This window comes from Pseudomonas sp. FBCC-B545, from assembly GCF_059134095.1.
This window is the reverse complement of the sequence record NZ_CP101441.1, coordinates 6,073,047-6,097,212: the sequence shown is the minus strand read 5'-3', so window position 1 is coordinate 6,097,212 and position 24,166 is coordinate 6,073,047. Positions and strand designations below refer to the sequence as shown.

Here is a 24,166-nt window from a genome sequence, read left to right as displayed (position 1 = left end):
ACCACTATCCAGGGGGATGCGCCTTTCTGAACCGGTAAAGCCTGCTAGGATTGCGCCCAGTTCACTCCCAATTGATCACGAGTGCTTGGCATGCAACTACCGGACATGAACCTGCTGGTCGCGCTCGACGCCTTGCTCGACGAGGGCAGCGTGGTTGGCGCTGCGCGGCGGATGAACCTGAGCCCGGCGGCCATGAGCCGCACCCTCACGCGTATCCGCGAGGCTGTAGGCGACCCGATCCTGGTGCGTGCCGGTCGGGGCCTGGTGCCGACCCCCAAGGCCCTGGAGCTGCAAGGCCAGGTGCGCAACGTGGTGGAGCAGGCGGCGTTGCTGTTTCGTTCGGCCGATCAAGTGGACTTGAGCACCTTGCGCCGTCGCTTCAGCGTACGCGCCAATGACTTCTTCATCGGCGTGTATGGCGGTCGGCTGTTCGACACCATGGAGCGCGTGGCCCCCCTGTGCGAACTGCGCTTCGTGCCCGAAGGCGACACCGACGACGAAGCCCTGCGCGAAGGGCGCCTGGATCTGCGGGTGAGCAACACCATGCCGGCCAGCCCGGAAGTGAAGGTGCAGAACCTGTTTTCCACCACCTTTGTCGGCCTGGCGCGGCAAGACCACCCGTTGTTCGACGAAGAAATCACCGCGGCACGCTTTGCCAGCTATTCCCACATCAGCATTTCACGGCGTGGCATTGCCCGTGGGCCGATCGACACCGCGCTGAATGAGCAGGGCCTGGAGCGTCGTGTGGCGATGATCGCGCCGGGCTTTCACGGTGCGATGTTCATGTTGCCGGAATCCGACCTGATCATGCCGGTGCCCAAGGAAGCGCTGCTAAGCGCCAAACGCCTGAACCTGCCACTGCGCGCGTTCCCGTTGCCGATCTCCTTGCCGACACTGGTATTGGCCCAGTCCTGGCACCCACGCTTCGACAAAGACCCGGCGCACAAATGGCTGCGCGAGACCATGCGAGAGAGTTGCCACGCCACCTGGCTCGAAGCCCAACCCACCTAAGTCTAAAGCCCTGCGCGGTCAAAAATGTGGGAGGGGGCTTGCCCCCGATAGCAAAGTGTCAGCTAGAAATTAGCTACCTGACACCCTGCAATCGGGGGCGAGCCCCCTCCCACATTTGGATTGCGCCTGGCGCACTTATAAGCTTCCGATAAGTAACTTTTTTGCAGGGTATAGCCTGATTAAACTGCTCAGGTATTTATCATTCCGAGTTACCTGTTCATGACATCCCTCGCTGCCCCCGCTTTCCAGGCCGCAGCCCAACCTGTTGCTCCAAGCCCGCCCGTGTTCGGCCCACGCATCATCATCGGCCTGATCGGCGTGCTGCTGGCGGTGCTGGTGTCCGGTCTCAACGAGATGGTCACCAAGGTCGCCCTCGCCGATATCCGCGGTGCGCTGTATATCGGTTTTGACGAAGGTACCTGGCTGGTCGCGGCCTACACGGCGACGTCCGTGGCGGCCATGGCCTTTGCACCGTGGTGTTCGGTGACGTTTTCGCTGCGCCGTTTCACGCTGTGCGCCATCGGTTTGTTCACCGTGCTGGGTATTCTCTGCCCGTTCGCGCCGAACTACGAAAGCCTGCTGCTGCTACGCACCGTGCAAGGTTTGGCCGGTGGCGCGCTGCCGCCGATGCTGATGACCGTGGCGCTACGTTTCCTGCCGGCCAACGTCAAGCTGTATGGCCTGGCCGGCTATGCCCTGACCGCCACCTTCGGCCCGAGCCTGGGTACGCCCCTGGCGGCGTTGTGGACCGAATACGTCGGCTGGCAATGGGCATTCTGGCAGATCGTCGCGCCGTGCCTGCTGTCGATGGCGGCTGTCGCTTATGGCCTGCCGCAAGACCCGCTGCGCCTGGAGCGCTTCAGGCAGTTCAACTGGCGCGGTCTGCTGCTAGGGTTCCCGGCGATCTGCATGCTGGTGATCGGTTTGTTGCAAGGCAATCGCCTGGATTGGTTCGAGTCGGGCCTGATCACCTTTCTGCTGAGTGGCGGCACCGTGTTGCTGGTGTTGTTCCTGCTCAACGAATGGTCGCAGCCAATACCCTTCTTCAAATTGCAGATGCTCGGCCTGCGCAACCTGGCCTTTGCGCTGATCGTGCTGGCCGGTGTGTTGATGGTGCTGACTTCGGTGATCATCATCCCGTCGAGTTTTCTCGCCCAGGTCCAGGGCTACCGGCCGCTGCAAACCGCGCCGGTGATGCTGCTGATGGCACTGCCGCAGTTGATCGCGTTGCCGCTGGTGGCGGCGCTGTGCAACCTGCGCTGGGTCGATTGCCGCTGGGTGCTGGGGATCGGCCTGGGCATGTTGGTGCTGTGCTGCATCGGCAGTTCACACCTGACCTCGGCGTGGATCCGCGATGATTTTTATGGCTGGTACCTGCTGCAGATTTTCGGCCAGCCGATGGCCGTGTTGCCGCTGCTGATGCTGTCCACCGGCAGCATCCAACCCATCGAAGGGCCGTTCGCCTCGGCCTGGTTCAATACCGTCAAGGGCCTGGCCGCTGTGATCGCCACCGCGGTGCTGGATACATTGACCACCCAGCGCGGGCATTTCCATTCAACCATGTTGGTGGACCGCCTCGGCAACTCGCCCCTGGCCGACACGCAGGCGCAGGGCCTCGCCCACCGCTTGCACGAGCAGACCGTGGTGCTGACCTCTTCGGATCTTTACGTCGTCATGGCCGGTGTCGCGGTGGCGTTGATCCTGCTGATTTTCTGGATGCCCACGCGGATCTATCCGCCTCGCGCTCCAACCTGACCACAAGGACTTTCCATGAAACGCAAAGACAAAATTGCCGTCGCCGTTATTGCTGTATTTGCCGTCGGCGTACTGGTTTACCTGGTCGCGCCGGGTGTGCTGGGCAGCAAGCGCCAGACTACCAACGACGCTTTCGTTGCTGCTGATTTCACCCTGGTAGCGCCGCGGGTGGCCGGCTTTATCAAGGAGGTGTTGGTGGAAGACAACCAGCGCGTCAAGGCCGGCCAGCTGTTGGCGTTGATCGACGACCGCGACTTTCGCGCCGCCGCCCAGGCTGCCGACGCCGATACCCTGGTGGCCCGGGCCCAACTGAAAAACGCCACTGCGACCCTGGAGCGTCAAAGCTCGGTGATCGCCCAGGCCCAGGCCACCGTGGCGGCTGATCGCGCCGAAGTGGCCTTCGCCGAACATGAACTGAATCGCTACAACCACCTTGCCGGCGTCGGCGCGGGCACGGTGCAGAACGCCCAGCAAGCCAAGACCCGCATCGACCAGGCCACCGCCCGGCTGGCCAAATCCACCGCGGTACTGGCGGCCGAGCGCAAGCAGATAGAAATCCTTACCGCCCAGCGTGATGCGGCCGAAGGTGGCCTCAAGCGTGCCCAGGCGGCGTTGGAAATGGCCAGTTATCAGCTGTCCTACACACGCATCGTCGCGCCGGTGGATGGCATGGTCGGCGAGCGCGCCGTGCGAGTTGGCGCCTATGTGACACCGGGCAGCAAGATCCTCGCGGTCGTGCCGCTGGCCGAGGCCTATGTGGTGGCCAATTTCCAAGAGACCCAACTGTCCCATATGCACGCCGGCCAAGCTGTGCAGGTCAGCGTCGACAGTCTTGACGGTGAGCTGCTCAAAGGCCATCTGGAAAGCCTGGCGCCGGCCACGGGGGTGACCTTTGCCTCGGTCAAGCCGGACAACGCCACCGGCAACTTCACCAAGGTGGTACAGCGTATTCCGGTGAAGATCGTGCTTGAGCCGAACCAGCCACTGACCGAGCGTTTGCGCGTTGGCATGTCGGTGGAAGCCAGCGTCGATACCCGGCCGGCCGCGCAACAGCGTGAGGTGGCCCAGCAATGAAACACGTCGCCTGGCTCACCTTGAGCCTCATCAGCCTGAGCGCCTGCACCGTCGGCCCGGATTTCCAACGGCCCCAAGGTCCACAGGTCAGCCAATGGAGCGAGCCCCAGGGTCGCCAAGCCGCAAGCCGTGCCGTCAGTGACCCCTTGCAGGAGCGCTGGTGGGACGTATTCCACGACGAGCAACTTTCAGCACTCACGCGCCGCGCCCTCAGCGATAACCTCGACCTGAAACTGGCCAGCAGCCGCCTGCAACAAAGTCGCGCCGTACGCCAAGTGACCACCGCCGAACGCTACCCCAACGTCGATGCCGACGGCGGTTACCAGCGCAAGCGCAACAGCGGCAAAGGCTTGAACGACCCCTCCGGCGAGAGCGGCCGCTCGGCCTTCAACCAATGGGACATGGGCTTCTCGGCCTCATGGGAACTGGACTTCTGGGGCCGGGTCAAGCGTGAAACCGAAGCAGCCGAAGCCACCCTGGAGGTCGCCGAAAACGACCGCCGCGCCGTGTTGTTGTCGGTCCTGGCCGAGACTGCTCAGGATTACATCCAACTGCGCGGCGTGCAGAGCACCCGTGCCGTTATCGAGCAAAACCTCGACGTGGCCCGTCACAGCCTCAAGCTCTCGCAATTGCGCCTGGCTGATGGCGTAGCGACCGACCTCGACGTGGCCGAAGCCGCCGCCCAGGTCGCGGCGATTGAAGCGCGCCTGCCGGACTTGCAACAGCGCCAGGACCAACTGATCAACGCCCTGAGCCTGCTGATGGGCGAACCGCCCCAGGCCCTGCAAGCACAGCTGTCCAAGGACGCGGCCGTACCGCAAACCCAACGCCAGGTCGCCATCGGCCTGCCCTCGGAGCTGGCTGAACGCCGTCCCGACATCCGCCAGGCAGAAGCGCGCTTGCACGCCGCCACTGCCAGCATCGGCGTGGCCAAGGGCGACTTCTACCCGCGCATCACCCTGTCCGGCAGCCTCGGCTCCCAGGCCATGCAGCTGTCGGACTTCGGCTCCTGGGGTTCCCGCGCATTTGCCCTCGGCCCGCAATTGAGCCTGCCGCTGTTCAACGGTGGGCGCCTGCAAGGCATGGTGGATTTGCGCGAAGCCCAGCAACAGGAAGCGGCCCTTGCCTACCAGCAAACCGTGCTGCGCGCCTGGCATGAAATCGACGACCAACTGACCCGCTACAACGCCAGCCAACTACGCCGCGACAGCCTCGCCGAAGCCGTGCGCCAGAACCAGATCGCCCTCACCACCGCGCAGCACCAGTATGTTGAAGGCGTGGTGGATTTCGTCAACGTACTCACCGTGCAAAGCGCATTGTTGGCGACGCAGGAGCAGTGGGTGGAAAGCTCTACCAGCGTGTCCTTGGCCATGGTCGGTTTGTACAAGGCGCTGGGAGGAGGGTGGGAGTCGGTGTATCCGTTGCAGACCGCTGGGCGCTGAGAGACGAAGGTTTTTTTGTCAGTTCGACACCTGTCACCCTAAGCGAGGTTTGCTGCTGACCGCGATGGGTGGCCTTGCCATGAGCTCCGATTCAAACCTGGTACATACATTGGAAAGCATGCTGACATCGGCACCGCTACAGCCTGCCGCCTCAAAAAAACCGGAGGCTTCTCGCACCACAGCATAAATATCAGTGACGATTGATCTTGCTTCATCCATTCCCAACCCAAAGCGCTCGGGGGTACTGAGCAAATTGCTGACCGACGATACCCTGCCCTCATTCCCGATGATCAGTGCCTGCAGGCCTAGCTGCGTCGGGTGGGGCAACACGTCAAATACTGGCGCAAGGGAATAGCCCGAAGCGCTGGTCAACAGCAGTCCGGTTTGTTTCAGGTGATCGTCGCTATTGCCGATGAGCACATTGAAAGCCATGCGCTTGTAAAGCTCACGCATATCTAACGTTGCATCGTCGCTGACCTTCTTCAAAACGTCTGCGATTCTGGAATAGGAAACGGCACTCTCCACCGCGTCAACTCGCATTCGCGGCTTCTCAGTGCTGACTAACGAATTGCAGCTGACATAGTGCTCGCGCCCAGCCCCCTCATGCCGGTCAAAACGCTCGACCATCAAAACCGGTTTGCCGGCGACCTCTACCAACTTGTGCCCGGCTGCGGGTAGACCTGCCGCATCCGCCATTTGAAGGCTGGCGAATTCAGCACGTGGTTGATCGAAAACATCGTCGCTACGGCCGAATTTAGCAATCCATTCCTTACCTTCGTGAGTCACGGTGACCTTCGGCCTGGCGCCGCCCATGGAGCTTCCAAACTCGAATAGCCGTGCGATTTCCACGGGCAGGTCGACGTCACCCTTCTCGACTCGATCAAGGCCCACCATGATTTTCTCAAGGTCTTCAAATTGCGGCGGTTGGTGCAGAGTCGGCAGCAGATTTCTTGACGCACTGAACAGCAGGCAGCCCACTCCCGCACCCCGCGAAGCAAGGAGCCATTCAACTTCGTTTTGTGGATGCTGTTTGTGGGTCGCCAGTAGAACACGCCGACCCCAATTGTCGGGCGTTGCGTCGTCGAGCACACCAAACATGCGTGTCGAGGAATACTGGTTAGGGGTCAGTGGCAGGCTAAGCGGGTCGATCGCAAATGCTTTGGGGCGCGCAAGCCAGCTGTTGGCGTAGCGAAAAACGAATCCGCTTGCGTGCATGGCCACCTCACCAACAGGGACCGGATCACCGACTGAGTGAGCTGAAAAAACGAATGCGTTACCAATCGGCTTCCAAGACATCAGGTTCCCCTTCTGTGCGAATTCGGTCGGGCTCACGGGCGAGGCTCATGGTAATCCCAACCAGGTCAAGTTCTGGTGACGCAATGCTCGCCATACCTTCTTCCAGGTCCATCGCGCTAAGCACATTCATCAGCACGCCGAGGGATACGCCGGCCTCGCCCTGTCTCAGCCGCTGATACGTCTGTCGTGTAATGCCCGCCCGGCTGCATATGGTCGAGATTTTCAAACGGCGACGAATGCGGGCTATTTCGATACCGTTCCCGATACCTCTCATCAGTTCAGCGCTTCTCTCTGAGATATACCCTTTGTGGGGGTATGGCTTGCCTGTTTCATGCATGATATATCACCCCTTAAGGCTGTAAGGGCAACTTATATCATTCAAGTCGCTAAGGCCACACGCAAAAAAACCGGTTTGATAGACGGTTTTTTTCCATGTTTGGAAGATTCAAGGATTCTGCAAAAACACCACATACCCCCGAAACCACTCACTCCCTTGCAAATATCCTGGCGCCTCCCACTCGCCGCCTTGAATCAAACCGATCTTGAACGGAACTCCCATTCTGTTCATCCGTGGCAGGTACGCCGCGTAATCCGGGATGCTGTGCCGCCCTTGATACGTCTGCACCACCACTTCATCCACTACGCCTTTGAGCTGGGCGATGGCGGCCGGGTCGGCGTTGCTGCTCCAGTCCATCAGGCCGGTGATGCTTAACCGCAGGTCGGCAGGCAGGCGCCGGCGCAGGTCGCGCAGGAAGTTCGCGTATTCGTGCAGGTATTGGGTGCGGGCGTCGAAGTCGATCTGGATGCCAACCACAGGGTTGCCAGCGTCACGCCAGCGTTGCACCTGACCGAGCAGTTGGGTGTAGACCTGTTCCGGCCAGTGCAGGGTGTGGGCGCGGTAGACCACCCAGATTTCGCCTTGGGTAATGCGCGGTACGCTGATGCCCTGGGCGATCAGTTGCACGTCGCGTTGGGGCGCGCGGCGAGTAGAGTTGATCTGGCCCTGGAGGATGTACAGTGTCCGGGCCTGCTTGATCACCGGCTGGGGCGTGACACCACTCCACAGCCAGAAAGCGTCATAGTCGCGGGCGTCGACCGCACCGAAAGCCGGGCCTGCCAGCAACAGCAAACCCAGCCACAGCGACTTCACCAGTAGTACTGCAGCGATTTGCCCCACTGGGTGTCGGCGAAACCGGTCTTGAGCTGGCGGAACCAGGCTTTGCGTACCGCGGGCGCGACGTCTTCGCCACCGCAGCTGTTGTAGCCGGCCGGCGCGTAGCAATTGATGGCGCGGAACAGTGCATAGGCCTTGTCGGTTTTCGGCGCCTTGGCATTGGCGATCACCTGTTTGTAGCCGTCCAGGCGCGAGAAGGTTTCACCCTTGAACTGCGATTCGGTGCTGCCCAGGCTGCCGGCGGCGCGGGGGTGTTCCAGGGGCATGCCGTCCAGGCCGTTGCGCAGGATGAACTCACCGAAGCAGTTCAAGGCGTGCGGGTTTTTGGCCTCATCCTGCAAGGTCGCGGCGGTTTGCGCGATGCTTGGGCAGGCGTAGCCGGATTCGGCTTTGTCACCGTTCCACTGGAACAGCTTCAAGGACTGGCCGCTGGTGTAGGTGTAGCCCAGGCTGGTGCCGAGCTTGTCGTCAGCGAGCGAGGCTTGCTTGAGATCATCGGCAAAGGTGGCGTACTGGCCGTGCAGCAGGTCTTTGTAGAGCAGCACGAATTGCGCACTCTGGCGCTCGGTCGGGTCGCTGGCCTTGGCGATCTGCTGGCGCAGCAGGTCGGGGCCGGCGACGTTGCGCAGCAGGATGTAGCGCACCTGCTTGGCACTGATCGGCGAATCGACGGCGAACACCTTGGCCAGTTGGCCGCTGCGCTCATAGTTCATCGCCAGGGCCAGCTCCAGCTGGTCGCGTTGCAGCGGTTGCTTGGCCAGGGGCAGCAGTTGCAGCCACAGGGCTTCGGCGCCTTGCCAGTCTTGCATGGCTTCCAGGGCCAGGGCGCGCAGGGTCTGCTGGCTGAAGGCGAAATAGTCGAGGCTCGACGGCACGCTGTCGGGCAGGTGCTTCAAGGCGTTGTCGGGCTGATGCTCGACGTACAGGGCATACGCCGCTTGCAGATAGTCGAACAAGGCCGGCTCGTTGGCGAAGGTGCTCTTTTGCTTGTCGAGGTCTTCTCGGCTCAAGAGCGGCGGCGTATGGGCACGCATCGCCATCAGGTCGCTGACCACCTGCAGCATCGGGCTGTTTGCCGACTTGTTGCCGACCATCAGCAACTTGAGGTCAGCTTCTTCGACCAACTCGTCGACGCTCACATTGCGCTGGGCGTTGGTTGCCTCGGTAAATTGCCAGGTAAAGTCTTCTGCAAGCTTGGCGTCGTCGTTCGCCAACCAATGCACGCGGCGCAGCAGGCCACGGGCGGACGCAACGTAATCGCCCTGTGGAAAATGTTTCAGGTAACCGAGAAAGCCTTCTTCGGCGTCGCTCAAGGCAGACTTATCCACATGCTCGCGTTGCGGCATACCGTACTCATCGAAGGCTTCGGCCTGGGCCCGGTTCAACGAGGTGCGTGCGGTCATGTACAGCGCGGTCTCTTTCAGCCAGGGCACCTCGCTGGTCGCGGCGGCGGCGAAACCGCGCTCGGCGTAAACGAAGCGGCCGCCGTAGAAATCGGCGGCGGCCTGCAGGTAGGTGCGAAACAGCTGGGCGTTGGTCGAGGGCGTCAACTGCGCGTCCACCACTTGGCCAGTGAACTCACAGGTCGTCAGCAACTTTAAGCGCGCTTTCACCAGCAAATCGCGTTCGGCGGGCGGCATATCGGCCTTGATCACCTGGCTGATAAACGCGGTGGCGCTGTCATCGCTGTTGCTGCGGCAGCGGCTGCCTTCGCCGTTGAGGAAGGCTTCGCCGGCGGTTTTGTATTCCTCACGCTTGATGCCCAGCGGTTGCAGCAGGGCGTCGAGTTCGGCTGTGCGTGAATCGTCCGGCTGGTTGTCAGGCTCATCACCGGTGGTTGGTGGGGGTACAAGGCGATACACCGGGAAGGGCACCGGGCCAAAACCCTGGGCCAGGTCATCTTCACCCAAGGCATTGGGCGTCAGGGGCGCGGCTTTTTTGTCGGCCAGCAACAGGCGCAGGTTGACCCGGCTGTCGTTGCCCGGGCTGAGAAAGGGCTGGTTGCTGCAGGGTTCGAGGCTGTCACGCGAGACCCGCCAATCTGGGTAGCACGAGTCGTCGGAACTGGCCTGGGCCTGGAGAGAAATACCGGCCAGCAGGGCCAGTGCCAGAGGTGACATAAAACCGATGCGCATGACGTGTCCTTGATCCTTGGTCCTTGGAGGGCGCCAATAATAGCCTGATCCTGACGCGCGCTTCGGTGAAGGCCTACACAAAATGCTGATTTGTCCGATTCCAGCAGCGAAGCCGGGGCTTTTGTCCTAGAGTGGCGGTGTTTGCGCTTAGGCAAGCAGGGGAATTCAAGTGCGTCGGTCTGTGGTAGAGCAAAACGAAAAAGCCGGGGTGCTGCCTGGCTCCCATCGCCTGACCTGGGAGGGTGCTGCTTGGCTCAGCCGTCTCTGGTGGGTGCCGATCCTGGCGCTGGCCATGGCCCTGCGGTTTTACCATCTAACGTCGGCGGCGATCTGGGGCGACGAAGGGTCAAGCCTGTTGCTTAGCGAATACGCCGCGGCCGACCTGTGGTTTCACGCGGCCCATGATGTGCATCCGCCGCTGTATTTCTTCCTGCTGCGCGGCTGGATCGAAATGTTCGGCGACAGCATCGGGTCGATTCGCAGCATGAGTGCGCTGCCAGGTGTGGCCGTGGTTGGATTGGGCATTTGGCTGACGCGGCAACTGTCTACCCGACGCGCGGCAGTATTGGCGGGGATCCTGCTGGCGCTGCTGCCCACGGCGGTGCGCTACAGCCAGGAAGTGCGCATGTATTCGCTGCTGGGCATGTGGCTGCTAGGCGCGACGCTGGCGCTGGTGTACTGGATGCGCCAACCCGAACGCACGCGCTATCTAGCGGCGTATGTGCTGTTGATGAGCGCCGGTTTCTATACCCATTATTTCACCGCGTTGTGCGTACTGGTGCATTGGGCCTACCTGGGGTGGCCGGCGCCGGGCCAACGCTTGATCACGCGCCCTGCATGGTGGCTGGCCAACACCATGATTGTGCTGCTGTACCTGCCTTGGCTGCCGAACCTGTTGGATTTGGTGCAACACGTCGACCAGCTCAAAGTGGGCGGGGACATTGGCTGGGAGGATCCGGTCGACCTGCTATCCCTGCCGTCGATGATCTGGCAGTTCGTGCTTCAGGATGAAGGCGTGGATTTCTGGCCGCCGCTGTTCTGGTTCTTTCCCCTGCTGTTGATAGCGGTTGTGTTGATGACGGCCTGGCGCTATCGGCCGGCGTGCCTGCTGGCACTGTTTTTCTTGCTGCCGCTGTTGCTGGTATATGGCGTTTCGCTTATCTCGCCGGTGTTTATCGAGCGTTACCTCACCGTCTACGCCCTGGGCTTGCCGATCCTCGTGGCTCTGGCTATCGACCGCCTGCCTTCACGTTGGTCATGGTTGGGGGCGGCGCTGTTCGTGCTGTTTGTCGGCGTGGAGTCCGTGGGGTTGAAGAACACCTTCGCTGTGGATGAACACGACCAATTCAACGTGCCGGTGGAGTTCGTCAATCGCAATTACCAGGAAGGCGACCGCATCGTCCTCAGCGACATGATGTGGTACCTCAGCTACGTGTACTACGACCAGACCGACGCACAGCTGCAGCTCTACACCCCGCCCAAACCCGACAGCACGCCGACCCGGCCGAATGCCTACGGCTTCGGCACCCTGGTGGACCAGGATGGTGGGCGCATCTATCTCGATTCTTTGGCGGCGTTACCGGCCAATACCCGGCGCGTATGGTTGATCAGCAGCAACGAAACACCGGACGACTTTGCCCCGCTGCCCGCAGGCTGGCGCGAACTCAGTCGCCAGGACGGTGGCGGGGCGCGGGCGCGCCTGTTCGTGCTGTGCAACGTGCCGGCACCGCAACCTGAAGGCTGCCGCTAGACTCTTCTGAACAGGCTTATGAGGAACACTCCATGGAATCTCCAGTACACAGCTTGCCGGCTTTGTTCAAACAGCTTGGCCTGCCAGACGACCCGGTCAGCATTGAGCAATTTGTCGCCTCTCATTCACCGCTCAAGCCGGATTTGAAACTCGCCGATGCGTTTTTTTGGAGCGACGCCCAGAGGGCATTTTTGCGTGAGGAGATTCTGGACGATGCGGATTGGGCAGTAGTGGTGGATGAGTTGAATCTGATGTTGCGGGGTGGGCGAGGGGTGTAAAAAAATATCCCAATAAAAGCGAGCATGTAAAAAAAAATGGTGAGCGGTAAAAAAACTGGGTTTTAATCGCTTAAGTGAATTTTTTCTGGAAAAGCTCTCCATGCCAACAGTCGGTTACGCTCATCTGTGTGAGGCGCTGGATCTAAGGTTATCGCACCGTTGCGGGCTGCGATGATCAAGCCAACCAGCCCGTGCGAGACGTCGATCCCTTGGTCGCCGCGGCCGTCACCGCCTTCGGCTTCGTGTCCCTGCACCCGTTCATGGACGGTAATGGCCGGCTGTCTCGCTTCCTGATCCACCAGACGCTTTGCCACTATGGCGCACTGGGAAATGGCTTGTTGCTACCGGTCTCCGTAGCCACGAAGCACGAAGAGCAAGCCTACCTGGAGGCACTCAAGACTTTCTCCCAGCCGACGCGGAAATTTTGGGAATGTCACCTGGCTGGACGCCGACCACATGGCCTTCGACTTTATCGGCCACCCCTCGATCTACCGCTACTGGGACGCCACCCGCTGCGTCGAATTCACCCTGCAAATGGCCCGCCGCGCACTGGAAGTAGAACTGCGCGAAGAAACCGAATTCCTCGACCGCTACGACCGCGTGATCAAGGCCGTGAACCAACGCTATGACGTGCGTGGCAGTGATCTGTGGAAGCTGGTGATGATGTGCCTGGATAACGCGGGCAAGCTTTCCAAACATCGGCGCAAGCAGTTTCAGTACAGCGTGTCGGAGGAGGTGTTTGGGTTTATTGAGAAGGAGGCGGGGCGTACTCTGCGCGAAATCGGGAAATTTCCTATCGACTAAACAGAAACGGGCGATAGTTGCCAGCGTGAGGAGATCGTTATTAACAGGTGCTGGCTACCTGTTCTGGACACAACATGAAACTGACGCGCATGCATGTTTTTTGGTTTTGGGGAGCCATGGATGCCCTTTATCTAATTCGGTATGCAGTAGCAAGCGCAATGGAGGGAAGGATTCCCTATTTAAGTGATATTGAAAGTGCTTTATGGGTGCTGCGTGATCACAGTCGTGAGCAGTTATACATGTTCGGCATTGCCATGCTGCTGCAAGTTTCCATCCTGATCTCCTGCGTACTGCTCTTCCTCGGACGTGAACAGGTGAGGTGGGTTACTTACCTTCAAACACCCTTGCGATTGGCTTTTATCGTGCCTTCTGTTTCGCTGTTGCTGGTAGGCGCTCAGCTTGTTCCTAACTACAACCTGGTGTTGATGGCTGTGCTAGTGGTTATCTCTGAAGTCGTTAAGGTCTGGAGCGTATGGCGTTGGTGCGAAAAATCCTGACCGGCCAATAGGCTTGGCAACCAAAACTCCATCATCTAATCACGTGCGCATGGGTCTCGCTGCGCGATGGCCTTGACATGATGGCCGAGATCCAGCGTCGCCTGGAGTGTCAGGCTGAAAAATAGCCCCCACATCCGACGCTGATCCAAATGTGGGAGGGGGCTTGCTCCCGATGGCGGCCTTCGGGCCGACCAGGATCTTGGATCAGACCGAGTACATATCCATTGCTGCGGTAACGGCCACTTAGGGTTCCGCTTTTACAGCGGCTCACTTTTGAAAAGCGCAAAAGTAAGCAAAACGCTCTTGCCTCACCACTCGGCACCTCGCCCAGGCTCGGTGTGCCCGTAATCCGCCATTGATTTGGGGGGCCGCCGCCACGCGCCATCCATGGCGCGGGGCGGCTAAACCGGCATCCCTGCCGGTTTACCCCCCAAATCCATGGCGAATTCCGGCCAGCGTGGTTTAACGGGGCGCCTGAGATCAAAAGCAGATCAAGATCAAGAGCGGCTCGCTTCGCATCGTGGTTACCGTCGGCTGCTACACAGTTGTGTAGATACCTATGCCCCGATGAGGGCGTGTCAGTAAACGCATCTGTGACTGACCCATCCCCATCGGGAGCAAGCCCCCTCCCACCTTCGTCCTGCGGTGATGCCGCTGAATCGCTCCATCCATCGAGAAATTGTTTCAAAACTTGACGACGCCTCATCCCTCCACCATATTAATAGTTAGCAAACTAACTGTATGCGAACTATCCAGTGCCTCTATCCCTCGAACAACTCCAGATGAACCTCAGCAGCAGCATGGTGGTGGGCGCCCGTAACTGGCGCAAAATCTGCCAGACCACGCTGGTGAGCTATGGCATCTCCGAAGCCTGCGCCGTGCCGTTGTTGATGATCGGCCGCCTGGGCGACGGTGTGCACCAGGTCAAGGTGGCCCAGGCCTCCGGCATGGAGAGCCCGTCGCTGGTGCGCCTGCTCGACCGGCTGTGCAGCGACGGCTATGTGTGCCGCGCCGAAGACATCCACGACCGCCGCGCCAAGGCCCTGAGTCTCACCGAGCGTGGCCGTGAGCTGGTGCAGGCGGTGGAGGCGCAACTGGTGCGCCTGCGTAACGAAGTCCTGGCGGATATCGCCACCCCGGATCTGGAAGCCGCATTGCGCGTGCTGCGGGCCTTCGAGGCGGCCGAGGCTGTGTCATCTTGAGCGGATTTTTTACCGGCTTCCCGCCTGCCCGCGACTGGTTCTATGGGGTCCGTACATTCGCTGCGTCGATGATCGCGCTGTACATCGCCATGCTGATGCAAATGCCGCGTCCATACTGGGCGATGGCCACGGTGTATATCGTCTCCAGCCCGTTTGTCGGTCCCACCAGTTCCAAAGCCCTGTACCGCGCCATCGGCACCTTCATGGGGGCGGCGGCGGCGGTGCTGTTCGTGCCCATGTTCGTGCAGTCACCTTACCTGTTGGTGGTGGTCATCGCGTTGTGGACGGGCACCTTGCTGTTCCTCTCCATGCACCTGCGCACCGCGAATAACTACGCCTTGATGCTGGCCGGCTACACCTTGCCGCTGATTGCCTTGCCGGTGGTGGATAACCCGCTGGCGGTATGGGATGTGGCCGAGGCGCGTACCGAGGAAATCTTCCTGGGCATCGCGGTCGCGGCGGTGGTGGGGGCGATGTTCTGGCCGCGGCGCCTGATGCCGGTGTTCGATGGCTCGGTGGCCAAGTGGTTCAGCGACGCCCAGGTCTACAGCCAGCGTTTTCTCACCCGCCAGGTCGACCCTGAAGCCGTCAGCAACCTGCGCGGCGGCATGGTCGCCACCTTCAACACCCTCGAGTTGATGATCGGCCAGTTGCCCCACGAAGGCGCTCGCCCGCAGACGGTGCGCAACACCAAGGAACTGCGCGGGCGCATGATTCACCTGCTGCCGGTAATCGACGCCCTGGATGACGCGGTGTACGCCATCGAGCATCGCGCCCCGGAGTTTCTCGACCGGCTCACACCCTTGCTGGAAGCCGCCAACGCATGGCTGCAAAGCACCACCGAAACCGCACCCCTTGAACGCTGGCGCGTGCTGCGCGACAAGGTCGACGCCGCGCAACCCCAGGGCGAAGCGCTGGATGACCGTCACACGCTGCTGTTCTCCAACGCCCTGTACCGCCTGGGCGAATGGATCGACCTGTGGCAGGACTGCCGCAGCCTGCAATCCGCCATCCAGTGCGAAAGTCAGGACACCTGGCGCGCCGTCTACCGCCACTGGCGCCTGGGCCGGCTCACGCCGTTCCTCGACCGTGGCCTGATGTTCTACTCGGCGTTTTCCACCGTCACCGCGATCATCGTCGCCTCGGTGCTGTGGATTCTGCTGGGCTGGACCGATGGCGGCAGCGCCGTGATCCTGGCCGCCGTCGCTTGCAGCTTCTTCGCCTCGATGGACGACCCGGCGCCGCAGATCTACCGGTTCTTTTTCTGGACCGCCATGTCGGTGCTGTTCGCCAGTCTGTACCTGTTCCTGGTGCTGCCCAACCTGCACGATTTTCCCATGCTGGTGCTGGCTTTTGCCGTGCCGTTTATCTGCATCGGCACGCTTACCGTGCAGCCACGGTTCTACCTGGGCATGCTGCTGACGCTGGTGAACACCTCGTCGTTTATCAGCATCCAGGGCGCCTATGACGCCGACTTCCTCAACTTCGCCAACGTCAACCTGGCTGGGCCCGTGGGCCTGCTGTTCGCATTTGTGTGGACCTTGATCGCCCGGCCCTTCGGCGCCGAACTGGCGGCCAAGCGTCTGACCCGTTTCAGCTGGCGTGACATCGTTGGCCTGACCGAGCCCGCAACCCTGAACGAACACCGGCACATGGCCGCGCAAATGCTCGACCGCCTGATGCAGCACCTGCCGCGCCTGGCTCTCACCGGCCAGGACACCGGCAGCGCCCTGCGCGACCTGCGCGTAGCGCTGAACCTGCTCGACCTGCTGGCCTACTCGCCGCGCATCCTCGGTGTGCCACGGGTGTTGCTCAACCAGGTGGTGGAAGGCGTGGGCGGTTACTTCAAGGCGTGCCTCAAGGCCGGTGAACGCTTACCCGCGCCCAGCGGTCTGCTGATGACCCTGGACCGCACGCGCCGTGCCCTCAACGGCCAGGGCCTGCAAGACGAAGACGACACCCGCCTGCACCTGCTGCATGCCTTGGCCGGCCTGCGCCTGGCGCTGTTGCCCGGCGTGGAATTCATTGGCGGCACGGAAATGGAAGCGCCGCTACCCGATGGAGCGCCTTTATGATCGGTGATCTGGATATCAGCGGGGTGTTCCTGCCCACGCTGCTGGTGCTGATGGGCATTACCTATGTGTTGTTTCTGGTGGTGCACGGGCTGTTGACGCGCATGCACTTCTATCGCCTGGTCTGGCACCGGGCATTGTTCAATGTGGGGCTGTACGCGCTGTTGCTGGGCGCGGTGGACTCACTCAGTCGATATTTGATGACATGAAAAAACCTTTTTTGACTATCGGCCGTGTCGTCCTGACGTTGTTGATCGTGAGTTTCGCGGTCGTCGTTGTGTGGCGCATGGTCATGTACTACATGTTTGCGCCCTGGACCCGTGACGGCCACATCCGCGCCGACATCGTGCAGATCGCCCCGGACGTGTCCGGGCTGATCCAGCGCGTCGACGTGCGCGACAACCAGTTGGTGACCAAGGGCCAGGTGCTCTTTGCCGTCGACCAGGACCGCTTCAAGCTGGCCTTGCGCCAAGCCCAGGCCGCCGTGGCCGACCGCCAGGAAACCCTTGCCCAGGCCCAGCGCGAGTACAAGCGTAACCGTGGCCTCGGCAACCTGGTGCCCAGCGAGCAACTGGAAGAAAGCCAGTCCCGCGTCGCCCGCGCCCAATCGGCCCTGGCCGAAGCCCAGGTGACGGTAGACTCTGCCCAACTCAACCTCGACCGCTCGGTGATCCGCAGCCCCGTGGACGGCTACGTCAACGACCGCGCGCCGCGCACCCAGGAATTCGTCACCGCCGGGCGCCCGGTGCTGTCGGTGGTGGACAGCAATTCCTTCCACATCGACGGCTACTTCGAAGAGACCAAGCTCGACGGTATCCATGTCGGTATGGGGGTAGACATCCGCGTGATCGGCGACAACGCCCGCCTGCATGGGCATGTACAAAGCATCGTCGCCGGTATCGAAGACCGCGACCGCAGCAGCGGCTCCAACCTGTTGCCCAACGTCAATCCGGCGTTCAGCTGGGTGCGCCTGGCCCAGCGGATCCCGGTGCGCATCGCCTTCGATGATGTGCCGGCGGACTTTCGCATGATCGCCGGGCGTACGGCGACGGTGTCGATCATCGGCGATAAGGTCAAAGACGGAGAGCAGCCATGAAGCGGCTGTTGCCAACCGCTGCCCTGGGGTTGTTGCTGTCGGCCTGCCAAGTGGTGGGCCCGGATTACAAACTGCCGGAACAGGCTGCAGTCAACCGTGGCGACCTGCAAGGGCCGATCATGGGCGAGGGCAGCAACGTGGTCTCGGCGCCGGTGCCGACCGATTGGTGGAAGCTGTACAACGACCCACGCCTGGACCAACTGGTGCAGCAGGCCATGGCCTCCAACACCGACCTGCGCGTGGCCGCCGCCAACCTGCAGCGTTCGCGTTACCAGGTGCAGCAAGCCGAATCCGCCGGCGGCTGGAGTGCCGGCGCCAAGGCTGAGGCCCAGCGCTTGCAGGAATCTGGCGAAGCATTTTTGCTGCCCGACAAAGTCCCGGTCGGCAATATCGGCAGCGTCGGCATCACCACCTCCTATCAATTCGACCTGTTTGGCACCTTGCAGCGCGGCATCGAAAGCGCCAAGGCCAGTGCCGACGCAACCCAGGCCGCTGCCGATATCGCCCGCATCACCCTGGTGGCTGATGTGGTGCGCTCCTACACCCAGGTGTGCGCGGCCAACGAAGAGCTGGCAATTGCCAACCAGTCCCTCGACCTGCAAGCCCAGAGCACCAAACTGACCCAGCGCCTGCGCGATGCCGGGCGCGGCGATGAAACCCAGGTGACCCGTTCGCAAACCCAATACAAATCCCTGCGTGCCGAGATGCCGCGCTACGAAGCCTCGCGCCAGGCCGGGCTGTTCCGCTTGTCGATGCTGCTGGCCAAACCGGTGGACCAGCTGCCGGCCGGCACCAATAGCTGCGCCGAGCTGCCGCATATCGCCCAACTGCTGCCGGTAGGCGACGGCGCCACATTACTCAAGCGCCGCCCCGACGTGCGCCAGGCCGAACGCCAACTGGCCGCCGCCACCGCGCGCATCGGCGTGGCGACCGGCGCGCTGTACCCGGATATCAGCATCGGCGCCACGGTAGGCACCGTGGGCCTGCTGGAAAACCTCGGCACACCGGCCACCAACCGCTGGGGCTTTGGCCCGATGATCAGTTGGACCCTACCGACCAACGGTGCCCGCGCACGTATCCATGAAGCCGAAGCCGCGACCCAGGGTGCCCTGGCCCACTTCGATGGCGTGGTACTCAACGCCATCCGCGAAACCCAGACCGGGCTGGCGCAATACACCGCCGTATTGCAGCGCCGCGACGCCCTGGCCGAAGCCGAACAATCGGCGCGGCAGGCAGCGGACCAGACCCACCGCTTCTTCCAGGCCGGCCGCGAATCGTTCCTGGCCGACCTGCAAGCCACGCGCACCTATACCGAGATGCGTGCGCAACTGGCGGCGGCCAACACCCAGGTTGCCATGAGCCAGATCGATCTGTTCCTGGCCTTGGGCGGCGGTTGGGAAAGCGGACGAACGCAAGGTACAAAACCCGGCAAACCGTGAGGTGATTGCTATGCTTTGTCAGGGGAGGCGCCGTGACGCTTCACCCGACAAAGTCTGCGTTTGCTCATGGGGATTCCAATAATGAAAAACCCTTATGCTCCCGCTTTCTGGTGCGTGCTCTTCGCACTGGTCCTGTTATCGGCCGCGTATTTCTATGGCGTCATGCTCGCCCATCAACTCGACAAGGCCATGGTGTTCCTCGACAGCGCCTGCCTGGTGATCGGCACCTTGTCCATCGGCGTCGTTGCCTGGGCCTCCTACCAAAATCAACGGGTGAAGAAAAAGCTCCTCGAGCAAGGCAAGACCCGCGTCGCGATCTGGGACACCAAGGTCGCCCTGCGCCGGGTCGAAACCGTGTTCGACCGCTATTTCTGGGGCAGCTACTGGCAGCCCGGGCGCACCTTCCAGGAAGTCATGGGCGATCTCACCGGCACCCCGCTGGAAAAAAGCCTCGAAGTCCTGAAAAAACAATGCGTACTGCTGGATCGACAGGTAGACGACGGTAGGCACTGGCTGAATAACGCGCGGGAATTGTCCGACGTGGCCACGCAAATGGCCCGCGAGCGTTATCAGCTGGATTTCTGCGACCCCAAGGCCGACACCCCCGGCAATGCCGTGATACACCGCGAGTTTGAGGTGTTGGTGTACACCTGGACCGCACGCTTGAAGAGTTTTGATCACCAGTTGGATGAAATCGAGCTGGAGTACTCCTGAACTACGCCTGAACTGATCCCTCTGAAAGGTTGGGCCGTTTGCGCCCGCCAGTGCTAATCTTCCCCCGTTTTCGGCGGGCTTGAGCCAACCCCTTCGGGGTTCAAGGAAGACAGCCCACTTCTCACAGGATTTGATCAGGTCACTTCATGAATAAGCCAGCCGTTGTTTTCTTGGGTTTTGTTGTCGCCATCGGCGCCGTCAGTGCGGGCGGTGCCTGGTACACCGGCAAGCAACTGGAGCCGGTTCTGCAGACCGCGATCCAGAACGCCAACAAAGAGCTGCAGACCTCCATGGCCGGCGTCGACGGCACCCTGGCCCTGGAGCTGGTGTCCCTGGACCGTGGCGTGTTCAGCAGCACCGCGCACTACCGCCTCAAGGGCCAGGGCAGCGTTTTCGGTGAAGACAACCCGAACCCCGAGTTGCTGTTCGTCGACCACATCGAGCACGGCCCGCTGCCATTCTCGCGCCTGGTGACCCTCAAATGGCTGCCGGTCATGGCCACCAGTCACTACGAACTGGAAAAGAACCCCACCACGGAAAAATGGTTCGCCGCCAGCAAAGACGTGTCGCCGCTCAAAGGCGTGGCGAATATCGGCTATAGCCGCTCGGTCACCGGCAACATCGAACTGCTGCCTCTGGAGTTCAAGGACGACACCTCCTCGGTGAGCTTCTCCGGCGCCAACCTGGACTTCGACAGCAGCGCCGAAGGCCAGAAGGTCAAGGCTGACGGTTTCATGAACAGCCTCAAGGTTGCAGCGGTGGATGCCAACGGCGCGCCGTTCGAAGCCGAACTGGCCGGTCTGACCGTGGCCAGCAACCTGGAGAAATCCACCTTCGGTTTCTACACCGGCCAGAACACCGTGGAGCTGACCGACACCAAGGTCATCTTTGGCCCGCAGAAAGCTGTGCTGACCCTCAAGGGCTTCGAGCAGAAAGACTCCACCCAAGCCAAGGACAACAACCTGGCCGGCCGCGTCGACTACAAGATCGACGAGATCGGTTACCAGGGCAAACCTGTCGGTTCGGCCGCCATGGCCGTGAGCATGAAGAACGTCGATATCCCGGCGATGCTGGTGCTGACCAAGCTCTACCAGGACAAGATGCAACCGGTGCAAGCCGCGGCCGCGGCTGGCCAACCGGTGCCGGAACTGCAATTGACCGAAGCCGAGCAGACCCTTGCCGAAGCCAATGTCAACCAGGTGCTGGCCGCCAAGCCGCAACTGGCCGTGGAAAACCTGTCGTTGAAAACCACCCACGGCGAAAGCAAATTCAACCTGGTGGTCGACCTGGCCAAGCCAACTTCCATGGAACTGCCGCCGGTTGAACTGGGCAAGCAAATGGTCGCGCTGCTGGATGCCAACCTGACCCTGTCCAAGCCGATGATCAGCGACGTGGCGGCCCTGCAAGCCCAGGTCGGTGGCGTGACTGACCCAAAGGCCATCGAACAGCAGTCGCAGATGGCGGCCGAGATGGTCAGCAGCATGGCGGTCGGCACCCAAATGGCGACCCTGGTGGGCACCGATGTGGTTTCCAAGCTGCACTATGCCAACAACGAAGTGACCTTCAACGGCCAGAAGATGACTGTTGAGCAGTTCATCAGCTTTGTGATGTCCAAGGTCGGTGCAGTAAGCGGCGCCCAGTAAGCGTTGAAAATGCGGTAATTAATGTGGGAGGGGGCTTGCTCCCGATGGCGGAGCGTCAGTCAGTATATTTTTACTGACCCACCGCTATCGGGAGCAAGCCCCCTCCCACATTTGTATTCGTGCCTGGCAAGAAATCTCTGTCAGCCAATTCTGAACAATTGTTCTGAATTGCCCTTCCCCTGACATCGCTAAGGGATAGTTCGCCCAGGAAAGCTAGGTCGGGTCCCGAGACGCCGACACCCTGATGCACATCGCTCAGGATCACCCATCGTTGCAGCTTTCCTTGTAAGGAAGCCGACGACATGTTGCGAATCCATCCACTCAGTGCATCAGGCCAGTTGCGACTGCTCATTGGAGCAGCCTTGTGCGGCCCATTGCTGATGCCGGCCTATGCCGTGGCTGACCCTGCCTACGACGCCCTGATCATGCAGGCCCGCAACGGTCACTTCACGCCCGCCTTGACCCAGTTGCGCCAACTGTCCGCCGAACGCCAGAGCCCAGGCCAGGTCAGCGACCACCTGGTGATCGCCGGCTGGGCCGGGCAAGACGCCGAAGTACTGAAGGTGTACGAGGCACAAGGCAAGTATCGCAACCTCACCACCCAGGCGCTCGCCACGGTAGCGCGCACCTATCGTAATCAAAAGCAGTGGGCCCAGGCCGAGGCGGTCTATCGCCAGGCGTTGCTGCGTGAACCGAATAACGTCGACCTGCAACTGGGCCAGGCCCTGACCCAGGCCGATGGCGGCAAAGCCAATGAGGCGGTGCAACGCCTGCGCACGATGGTGGCAGCACAACCCAACGACCCCAACCGCCGCATGGCCCTGGGTTATGCGCTGACGCGTGCCGGCTTGAACTACGACGCGCTGTTTGAGTTCGACCAAGCCTTTATCCGCGCCGGCGACAAGCCGGAAGTGGCCCGCGAATACATCGTCGCCCTGCAAAAAGCCCGCATGCCGGAGCCTGCCCTGCGCCTGTCGGCCAAGCGCCCCGGCCTGGTGGATGCGGTCACCCAGCGCCGCCTGGAAGGCGACCTCGCCGCCGAGCGCGTACGCATGGCCGAGTTCGCCACGCGCACTGAGAAGGAGCGCTATGTCATCGCTGATCGCGCCCTGCAGGATTACGACAAATTGATCAGCCGCTGGGGCCCGGACGCCACTGCCCACGACGACGTGGTGGGCTGGCGTATTGACCGCCTGGGCGCGCTCAAGGCGCGGGCGCGCACGGCTGAGGTGATCCGCGAGTACGAAACCCTCACGGCCGAGGGCGTGCAATTGCCGACCTATGCCGTGCGCTGGGTGGCCGCGTCCTACCTCGATCAGCGCCTGCCGGAAAAAGCCGCGCCGCTGTACCGCCAGGCGCTGACCGCAGCGGACGCCGACGTTGGTGATCACGTCAAAGACAGCACGGCCCTGTTCTACGCCCTGTTGGAAAACGACCAGGTCGATGAGGCGCGTGCGGTCGCCACGCAGTTGGCCAGCACCGAGAAGCCTCGGGTCGAACTCAAGGGCCTGCCCATTGGCAACCCCAACGACGAGTGGATGGACGCCCAGCAATTGGCGGCCCAGGCCGGCACCTATGGGGCTGACCTGGATGCCAGCGAACAGAGCCTGGAAGACCTGGGCAGCAAAGCCCCCGGCAGCATCGGTGTGCGCCTGGCACAGGCGGAAATGTACCGGGCCCGTGAATGGCCAAGGCGCGCTGAAGACTCCCTCAAGGAGACTGAAAACCAGAGCCCCCGCGACATCGGTGTAGAAATGTCCCAAGGCTTCACCGCGCTGGACCTGCAGGAATGGCGGCAACTGGATCTGCTCACCGATGATGTCGTCGCCCGTGCCCCGGACAACCGCCAGGTACAGCGCCTCAAGCGCCTGCGCGATGTGCACGACATGGCCGAAGTGCGGGTGGAAGCCTACACCGGTAAAAGCTTCGGTGGCGGCAATAACCAAGAAGCCGGCGCGGTGTCGGGTAGCCGTGACTGGGGCATAGAAAGTGTGATCTACACCCCGCCCATCGACGAAGACTGGCGCGTGTTTGCCGGCGTCGGCTATGGCACTGCCGATTTTGCCGAAGGCACCGGCCATCACCGCTGGCAGCGTGTGGGTGTGGAGCGGCGCACCCGCGACATGACCATCGAAGCGGAGGTGTCCAACCATTCCTATGGCGATGGCTCAAAGCAAGGCGCGAGCGTGTCGATCGCCCGCGACATCAACGACCACTGGCAGTACGGCGGCAGCCTTGGCTATCTGCTCAACACCACGCCATTACGGGCGTTGAATGATGGGGTCACGGCCAACGGCGGCAGCGGTTTTATCCGCTGGCGCGCGAATGAAAGCCGCGAGTGGAAACTGACTGTCAGCCCGTCCCATTTCAGCGATGGCAACGACCGAGTGGAAGCCTTGCTCACGGGCCGCGAAGGCATCTATAGCTCGCCGAAAGTACAAGTGGAGCTGGGCCTGGACGTCGGTGCCAGCCGCAACAGCAAGGAAGACACGATCTACTTCAACCCCAAGTCCGACTTCAGCGTGTTGCCCACCGTCAACGTCAACCATGTGCTTTATCACCGCTACGAAACCCAGTGGAGTCAGCAGTTCCAAGTCGGCGCAGGCACCTATAGCCAGAAGGATTACTCCACCGGTGGCGTTGGCTTGATCGGCTACGGCCAACGCTTTCGCTGGAATGACGTGCTGGAAGCCGGCGCCAACCTGAGCCTGGTCAGCCGACCTTATGACGGCGAGCGCGAACGTGATCTGCGCCTGCTCCTCGACCTCACTTACCGTTTCTAGA

Annotated in this window: 19 protein-coding genes and 1 pseudogene; 16 read left to right on the top strand and 4 right to left on the bottom strand. The window is 61.5% G+C overall.

Annotated elements, in window-relative coordinates; translation table 11 throughout:
• Nucleotides 1–90: 90 nt before the first annotated feature.
• The 4 genes from NMB39_RS28005 to NMB39_RS27990 all read left to right on the top strand — a co-directional run bounded on the left by NMB39_RS28005 (nucleotide 91) and on the right by NMB39_RS27990 (nucleotide 5,282).
• The gene (locus NMB39_RS28005; protein ID WP_057025712.1) at nucleotides 91–1,011 is read left to right on the top strand and encodes a LysR family transcriptional regulator; all 921 of its coding nucleotides are present in this window, start codon (nucleotides 91–93) and stop codon (nucleotides 1,009–1,011) included.
• Nucleotides 1,012–1,230: 219 nt separating this feature from the next.
• Nucleotides 1,231–2,766, top strand: a complete 1,536-nt coding sequence (locus tag NMB39_RS28000; RefSeq protein WP_057025713.1) for an MFS transporter — start codon at nucleotides 1,231–1,233, stop codon at nucleotides 2,764–2,766.
• Between the two features lie 15 nt (nucleotides 2,767–2,781).
• Nucleotides 2,782–3,840, top strand: coding sequence for an HlyD family secretion protein (locus tag NMB39_RS27995; protein WP_057025714.1), 1,059 nt, complete (start codon nucleotides 2,782–2,784; stop codon nucleotides 3,838–3,840).
• Nucleotides 3,837–5,282 carry an efflux transporter outer membrane subunit gene (locus NMB39_RS27990; protein ID WP_494339771.1) on the top strand — a complete coding sequence of 482 codons (1,446 nt, stop codon included), beginning with the start codon at nucleotides 3,837–3,839 and terminating at the stop codon, nucleotides 5,280–5,282. Before NMB39_RS27995 ends, NMB39_RS27990 begins: the two co-directional genes overlap by 4 nt.
• A 33-nt stretch (nucleotides 5,283–5,315) precedes the next feature.
• On the opposite strand, the gene NMB39_RS27985 is transcribed toward NMB39_RS27990, so the two are convergent.
• The 4 genes from NMB39_RS27985 to NMB39_RS27970 form a co-directional block, all read right to left on the bottom strand.
• A complete protein-coding gene (locus NMB39_RS27985; RefSeq protein WP_082636747.1) occupies nucleotides 5,316–6,578 on the bottom strand; it encodes a type II toxin-antitoxin system HipA family toxin in 1,263 nt (420 codons plus the stop codon).
• Nucleotides 6,556–6,915 carry a helix-turn-helix domain-containing protein gene (locus tag NMB39_RS27980; protein ID WP_057025717.1) on the bottom strand — a complete coding sequence of 120 codons (360 nt, stop codon included), beginning with the start codon at nucleotides 6,913–6,915 and terminating at the stop codon, nucleotides 6,556–6,558. Before NMB39_RS27980 ends, NMB39_RS27985 begins: the two co-directional genes overlap by 23 nt.
• 108 nt (nucleotides 6,916–7,023) lie before the next feature.
• Nucleotides 7,024–7,728 (bottom strand): DUF3142 domain-containing protein, encoded by a 705-nt coding sequence (locus NMB39_RS27975; RefSeq protein ID WP_494339772.1) that lies wholly within the window; start codon nucleotides 7,726–7,728, stop codon nucleotides 7,024–7,026.
• Nucleotides 7,725–9,887: a PA5441 family protein gene (locus tag NMB39_RS27970; protein WP_494339773.1), complete on the bottom strand. Its 2,163-nt coding sequence runs from the start codon at nucleotides 9,885–9,887 to the stop codon at nucleotides 7,725–7,727. The genes NMB39_RS27975 and NMB39_RS27970 overlap by 4 nt, the downstream gene beginning before the upstream one ends.
• A 169-nt stretch (nucleotides 9,888–10,056) precedes the next feature.
• Here NMB39_RS27970 and NMB39_RS27965 point away from each other — a divergent pair, with 169 nt between their 5' ends.
• The 12 genes and pseudogenes from NMB39_RS27965 (at nucleotide 10,057) to pgaA (ending at nucleotide 24,165) form a co-directional block, all read left to right on the top strand.
• A complete protein-coding gene (locus NMB39_RS27965; RefSeq protein WP_494339774.1) occupies nucleotides 10,057–11,637 on the top strand; it encodes a glycosyltransferase family 39 protein in 1,581 nt (526 codons plus the stop codon).
• Nucleotides 11,638–11,669: 32 nt separating this feature from the next.
• Nucleotides 11,670–11,915 (top strand): DUF2789 domain-containing protein, encoded by a 246-nt coding sequence (locus NMB39_RS27960; protein WP_124398894.1) that lies wholly within the window; start codon nucleotides 11,670–11,672, stop codon nucleotides 11,913–11,915.
• Nucleotides 11,916–12,094: 179 nt separating this feature from the next.
• Nucleotides 12,095–12,719, top strand: a pseudogene (locus tag NMB39_RS27955) (Fic family protein); the annotation flags it as partial.
• Between the two features lie 74 nt (nucleotides 12,720–12,793).
• A complete protein-coding gene (locus tag NMB39_RS27950; RefSeq protein WP_169718284.1) occupies nucleotides 12,794–13,216 on the top strand; it encodes a hypothetical protein in 423 nt (140 codons plus the stop codon).
• A gap of 782 nt (nucleotides 13,217–13,998) precedes the next feature.
• Nucleotides 13,999–14,418, top strand: a complete 420-nt coding sequence (locus NMB39_RS27945; RefSeq protein ID WP_046070329.1) for a MarR family winged helix-turn-helix transcriptional regulator — start codon at nucleotides 13,999–14,001, stop codon at nucleotides 14,416–14,418.
• On the top strand, nucleotides 14,415–16,493 hold the full coding sequence (locus NMB39_RS27940) for an FUSC family protein (protein WP_494339775.1): 2,079 nt from the start codon (nucleotides 14,415–14,417) through the stop codon (nucleotides 16,491–16,493). Before NMB39_RS27945 ends, NMB39_RS27940 begins: the two co-directional genes overlap by 4 nt.
• Nucleotides 16,490–16,699: a DUF1656 domain-containing protein gene (locus NMB39_RS27935; RefSeq protein ID WP_003187469.1), complete on the top strand. Its 210-nt coding sequence runs from the start codon at nucleotides 16,490–16,492 to the stop codon at nucleotides 16,697–16,699. Before NMB39_RS27940 ends, NMB39_RS27935 begins: the two co-directional genes overlap by 4 nt.
• Nucleotides 16,696–17,586, top strand: a complete 891-nt coding sequence (locus NMB39_RS27930; protein ID WP_057025565.1) for an efflux RND transporter periplasmic adaptor subunit — start codon at nucleotides 16,696–16,698, stop codon at nucleotides 17,584–17,586. The genes NMB39_RS27935 and NMB39_RS27930 overlap by 4 nt, the downstream gene beginning before the upstream one ends.
• Complete coding sequence (locus NMB39_RS27925) at nucleotides 17,583–19,025, top strand: efflux transporter outer membrane subunit (RefSeq protein ID WP_057025564.1); 1,443 nt, start codon at nucleotides 17,583–17,585, stop codon at nucleotides 19,023–19,025. Before NMB39_RS27930 ends, NMB39_RS27925 begins: the two co-directional genes overlap by 4 nt.
• 81 nt (nucleotides 19,026–19,106) lie before the next feature.
• Nucleotides 19,107–19,739 (top strand): hypothetical protein, encoded by a 633-nt coding sequence (locus tag NMB39_RS27920; protein WP_057010456.1) that lies wholly within the window; start codon nucleotides 19,107–19,109, stop codon nucleotides 19,737–19,739.
• 146 nt (nucleotides 19,740–19,885) lie between these two features.
• On the top strand, nucleotides 19,886–21,382 hold the full coding sequence (locus tag NMB39_RS27915) for a YdgA family protein (protein WP_494339776.1): 1,497 nt from the start codon (nucleotides 19,886–19,888) through the stop codon (nucleotides 21,380–21,382).
• 302 nt (nucleotides 21,383–21,684) lie between these two features.
• Nucleotides 21,685–24,165 (top strand): poly-beta-1,6 N-acetyl-D-glucosamine export porin PgaA, encoded by a 2,481-nt coding sequence (gene pgaA, locus NMB39_RS27910; RefSeq protein ID WP_494339777.1) that lies wholly within the window; start codon nucleotides 21,685–21,687, stop codon nucleotides 24,163–24,165.
• The last annotated feature ends 1 nt before the right edge of the window (nucleotide 24,166 follow it).

What these genes read in the sequence shown, in the direction of transcription:
- NMB39_RS28005 (WP_057025712.1), top strand. Translation starts at nt 91, where the DNA reads ATGCAACTACCGGACATGAACCTGCTGGTCGCGCTCGACGCCTTGCTC.
- NMB39_RS28000 (WP_057025713.1), top strand. Translation starts at nt 1,231, where the DNA reads ATGACATCCCTCGCTGCCCCCGCTTTCCAGGCCGCAGCCCAACCTGTT.
- NMB39_RS27995 (WP_057025714.1), top strand. Translation starts at nt 2,782, where the DNA reads ATGAAACGCAAAGACAAAATTGCCGTCGCCGTTATTGCTGTATTTGCC.
- NMB39_RS27990 (WP_494339771.1), top strand. Translation starts at nt 3,837, where the DNA reads ATGAAACACGTCGCCTGGCTCACCTTGAGCCTCATCAGCCTGAGCGCC.
- NMB39_RS27985 (WP_082636747.1), bottom strand. Translation starts at nt 6,578, where the DNA reads ATGTCTTGGAAGCCGATTGGTAACGCATTCGTTTTTTCAGCTCACTCA.
- NMB39_RS27980 (WP_057025717.1), bottom strand. Translation starts at nt 6,915, where the DNA reads ATGCATGAAACAGGCAAGCCATACCCCCACAAAGGGTATATCTCAGAG.
- NMB39_RS27970 (WP_494339773.1), bottom strand. Translation starts at nt 9,887, where the DNA reads ATGCGCATCGGTTTTATGTCACCTCTGGCACTGGCCCTGCTGGCCGGT.
- NMB39_RS27960 (WP_124398894.1), top strand. Translation starts at nt 11,670, where the DNA reads ATGGAATCTCCAGTACACAGCTTGCCGGCTTTGTTCAAACAGCTTGGC.
- NMB39_RS27950 (WP_169718284.1), top strand. Translation starts at nt 12,794, where the DNA reads ATGAAACTGACGCGCATGCATGTTTTTTGGTTTTGGGGAGCCATGGAT.
- NMB39_RS27945 (WP_046070329.1), top strand. Translation starts at nt 13,999, where the DNA reads ATGAACCTCAGCAGCAGCATGGTGGTGGGCGCCCGTAACTGGCGCAAA.
- NMB39_RS27935 (WP_003187469.1), top strand. Translation starts at nt 16,490, where the DNA reads ATGATCGGTGATCTGGATATCAGCGGGGTGTTCCTGCCCACGCTGCTG.
- NMB39_RS27930 (WP_057025565.1), top strand. Translation starts at nt 16,696, where the DNA reads ATGAAAAAACCTTTTTTGACTATCGGCCGTGTCGTCCTGACGTTGTTG.
- NMB39_RS27925 (WP_057025564.1), top strand. Translation starts at nt 17,583, where the DNA reads ATGAAGCGGCTGTTGCCAACCGCTGCCCTGGGGTTGTTGCTGTCGGCC.
- NMB39_RS27920 (WP_057010456.1), top strand. Translation starts at nt 19,107, where the DNA reads ATGAAAAACCCTTATGCTCCCGCTTTCTGGTGCGTGCTCTTCGCACTG.
- NMB39_RS27915 (WP_494339776.1), top strand. Translation starts at nt 19,886, where the DNA reads ATGAATAAGCCAGCCGTTGTTTTCTTGGGTTTTGTTGTCGCCATCGGC.
- pgaA (WP_494339777.1), top strand. Translation starts at nt 21,685, where the DNA reads ATGTTGCGAATCCATCCACTCAGTGCATCAGGCCAGTTGCGACTGCTC.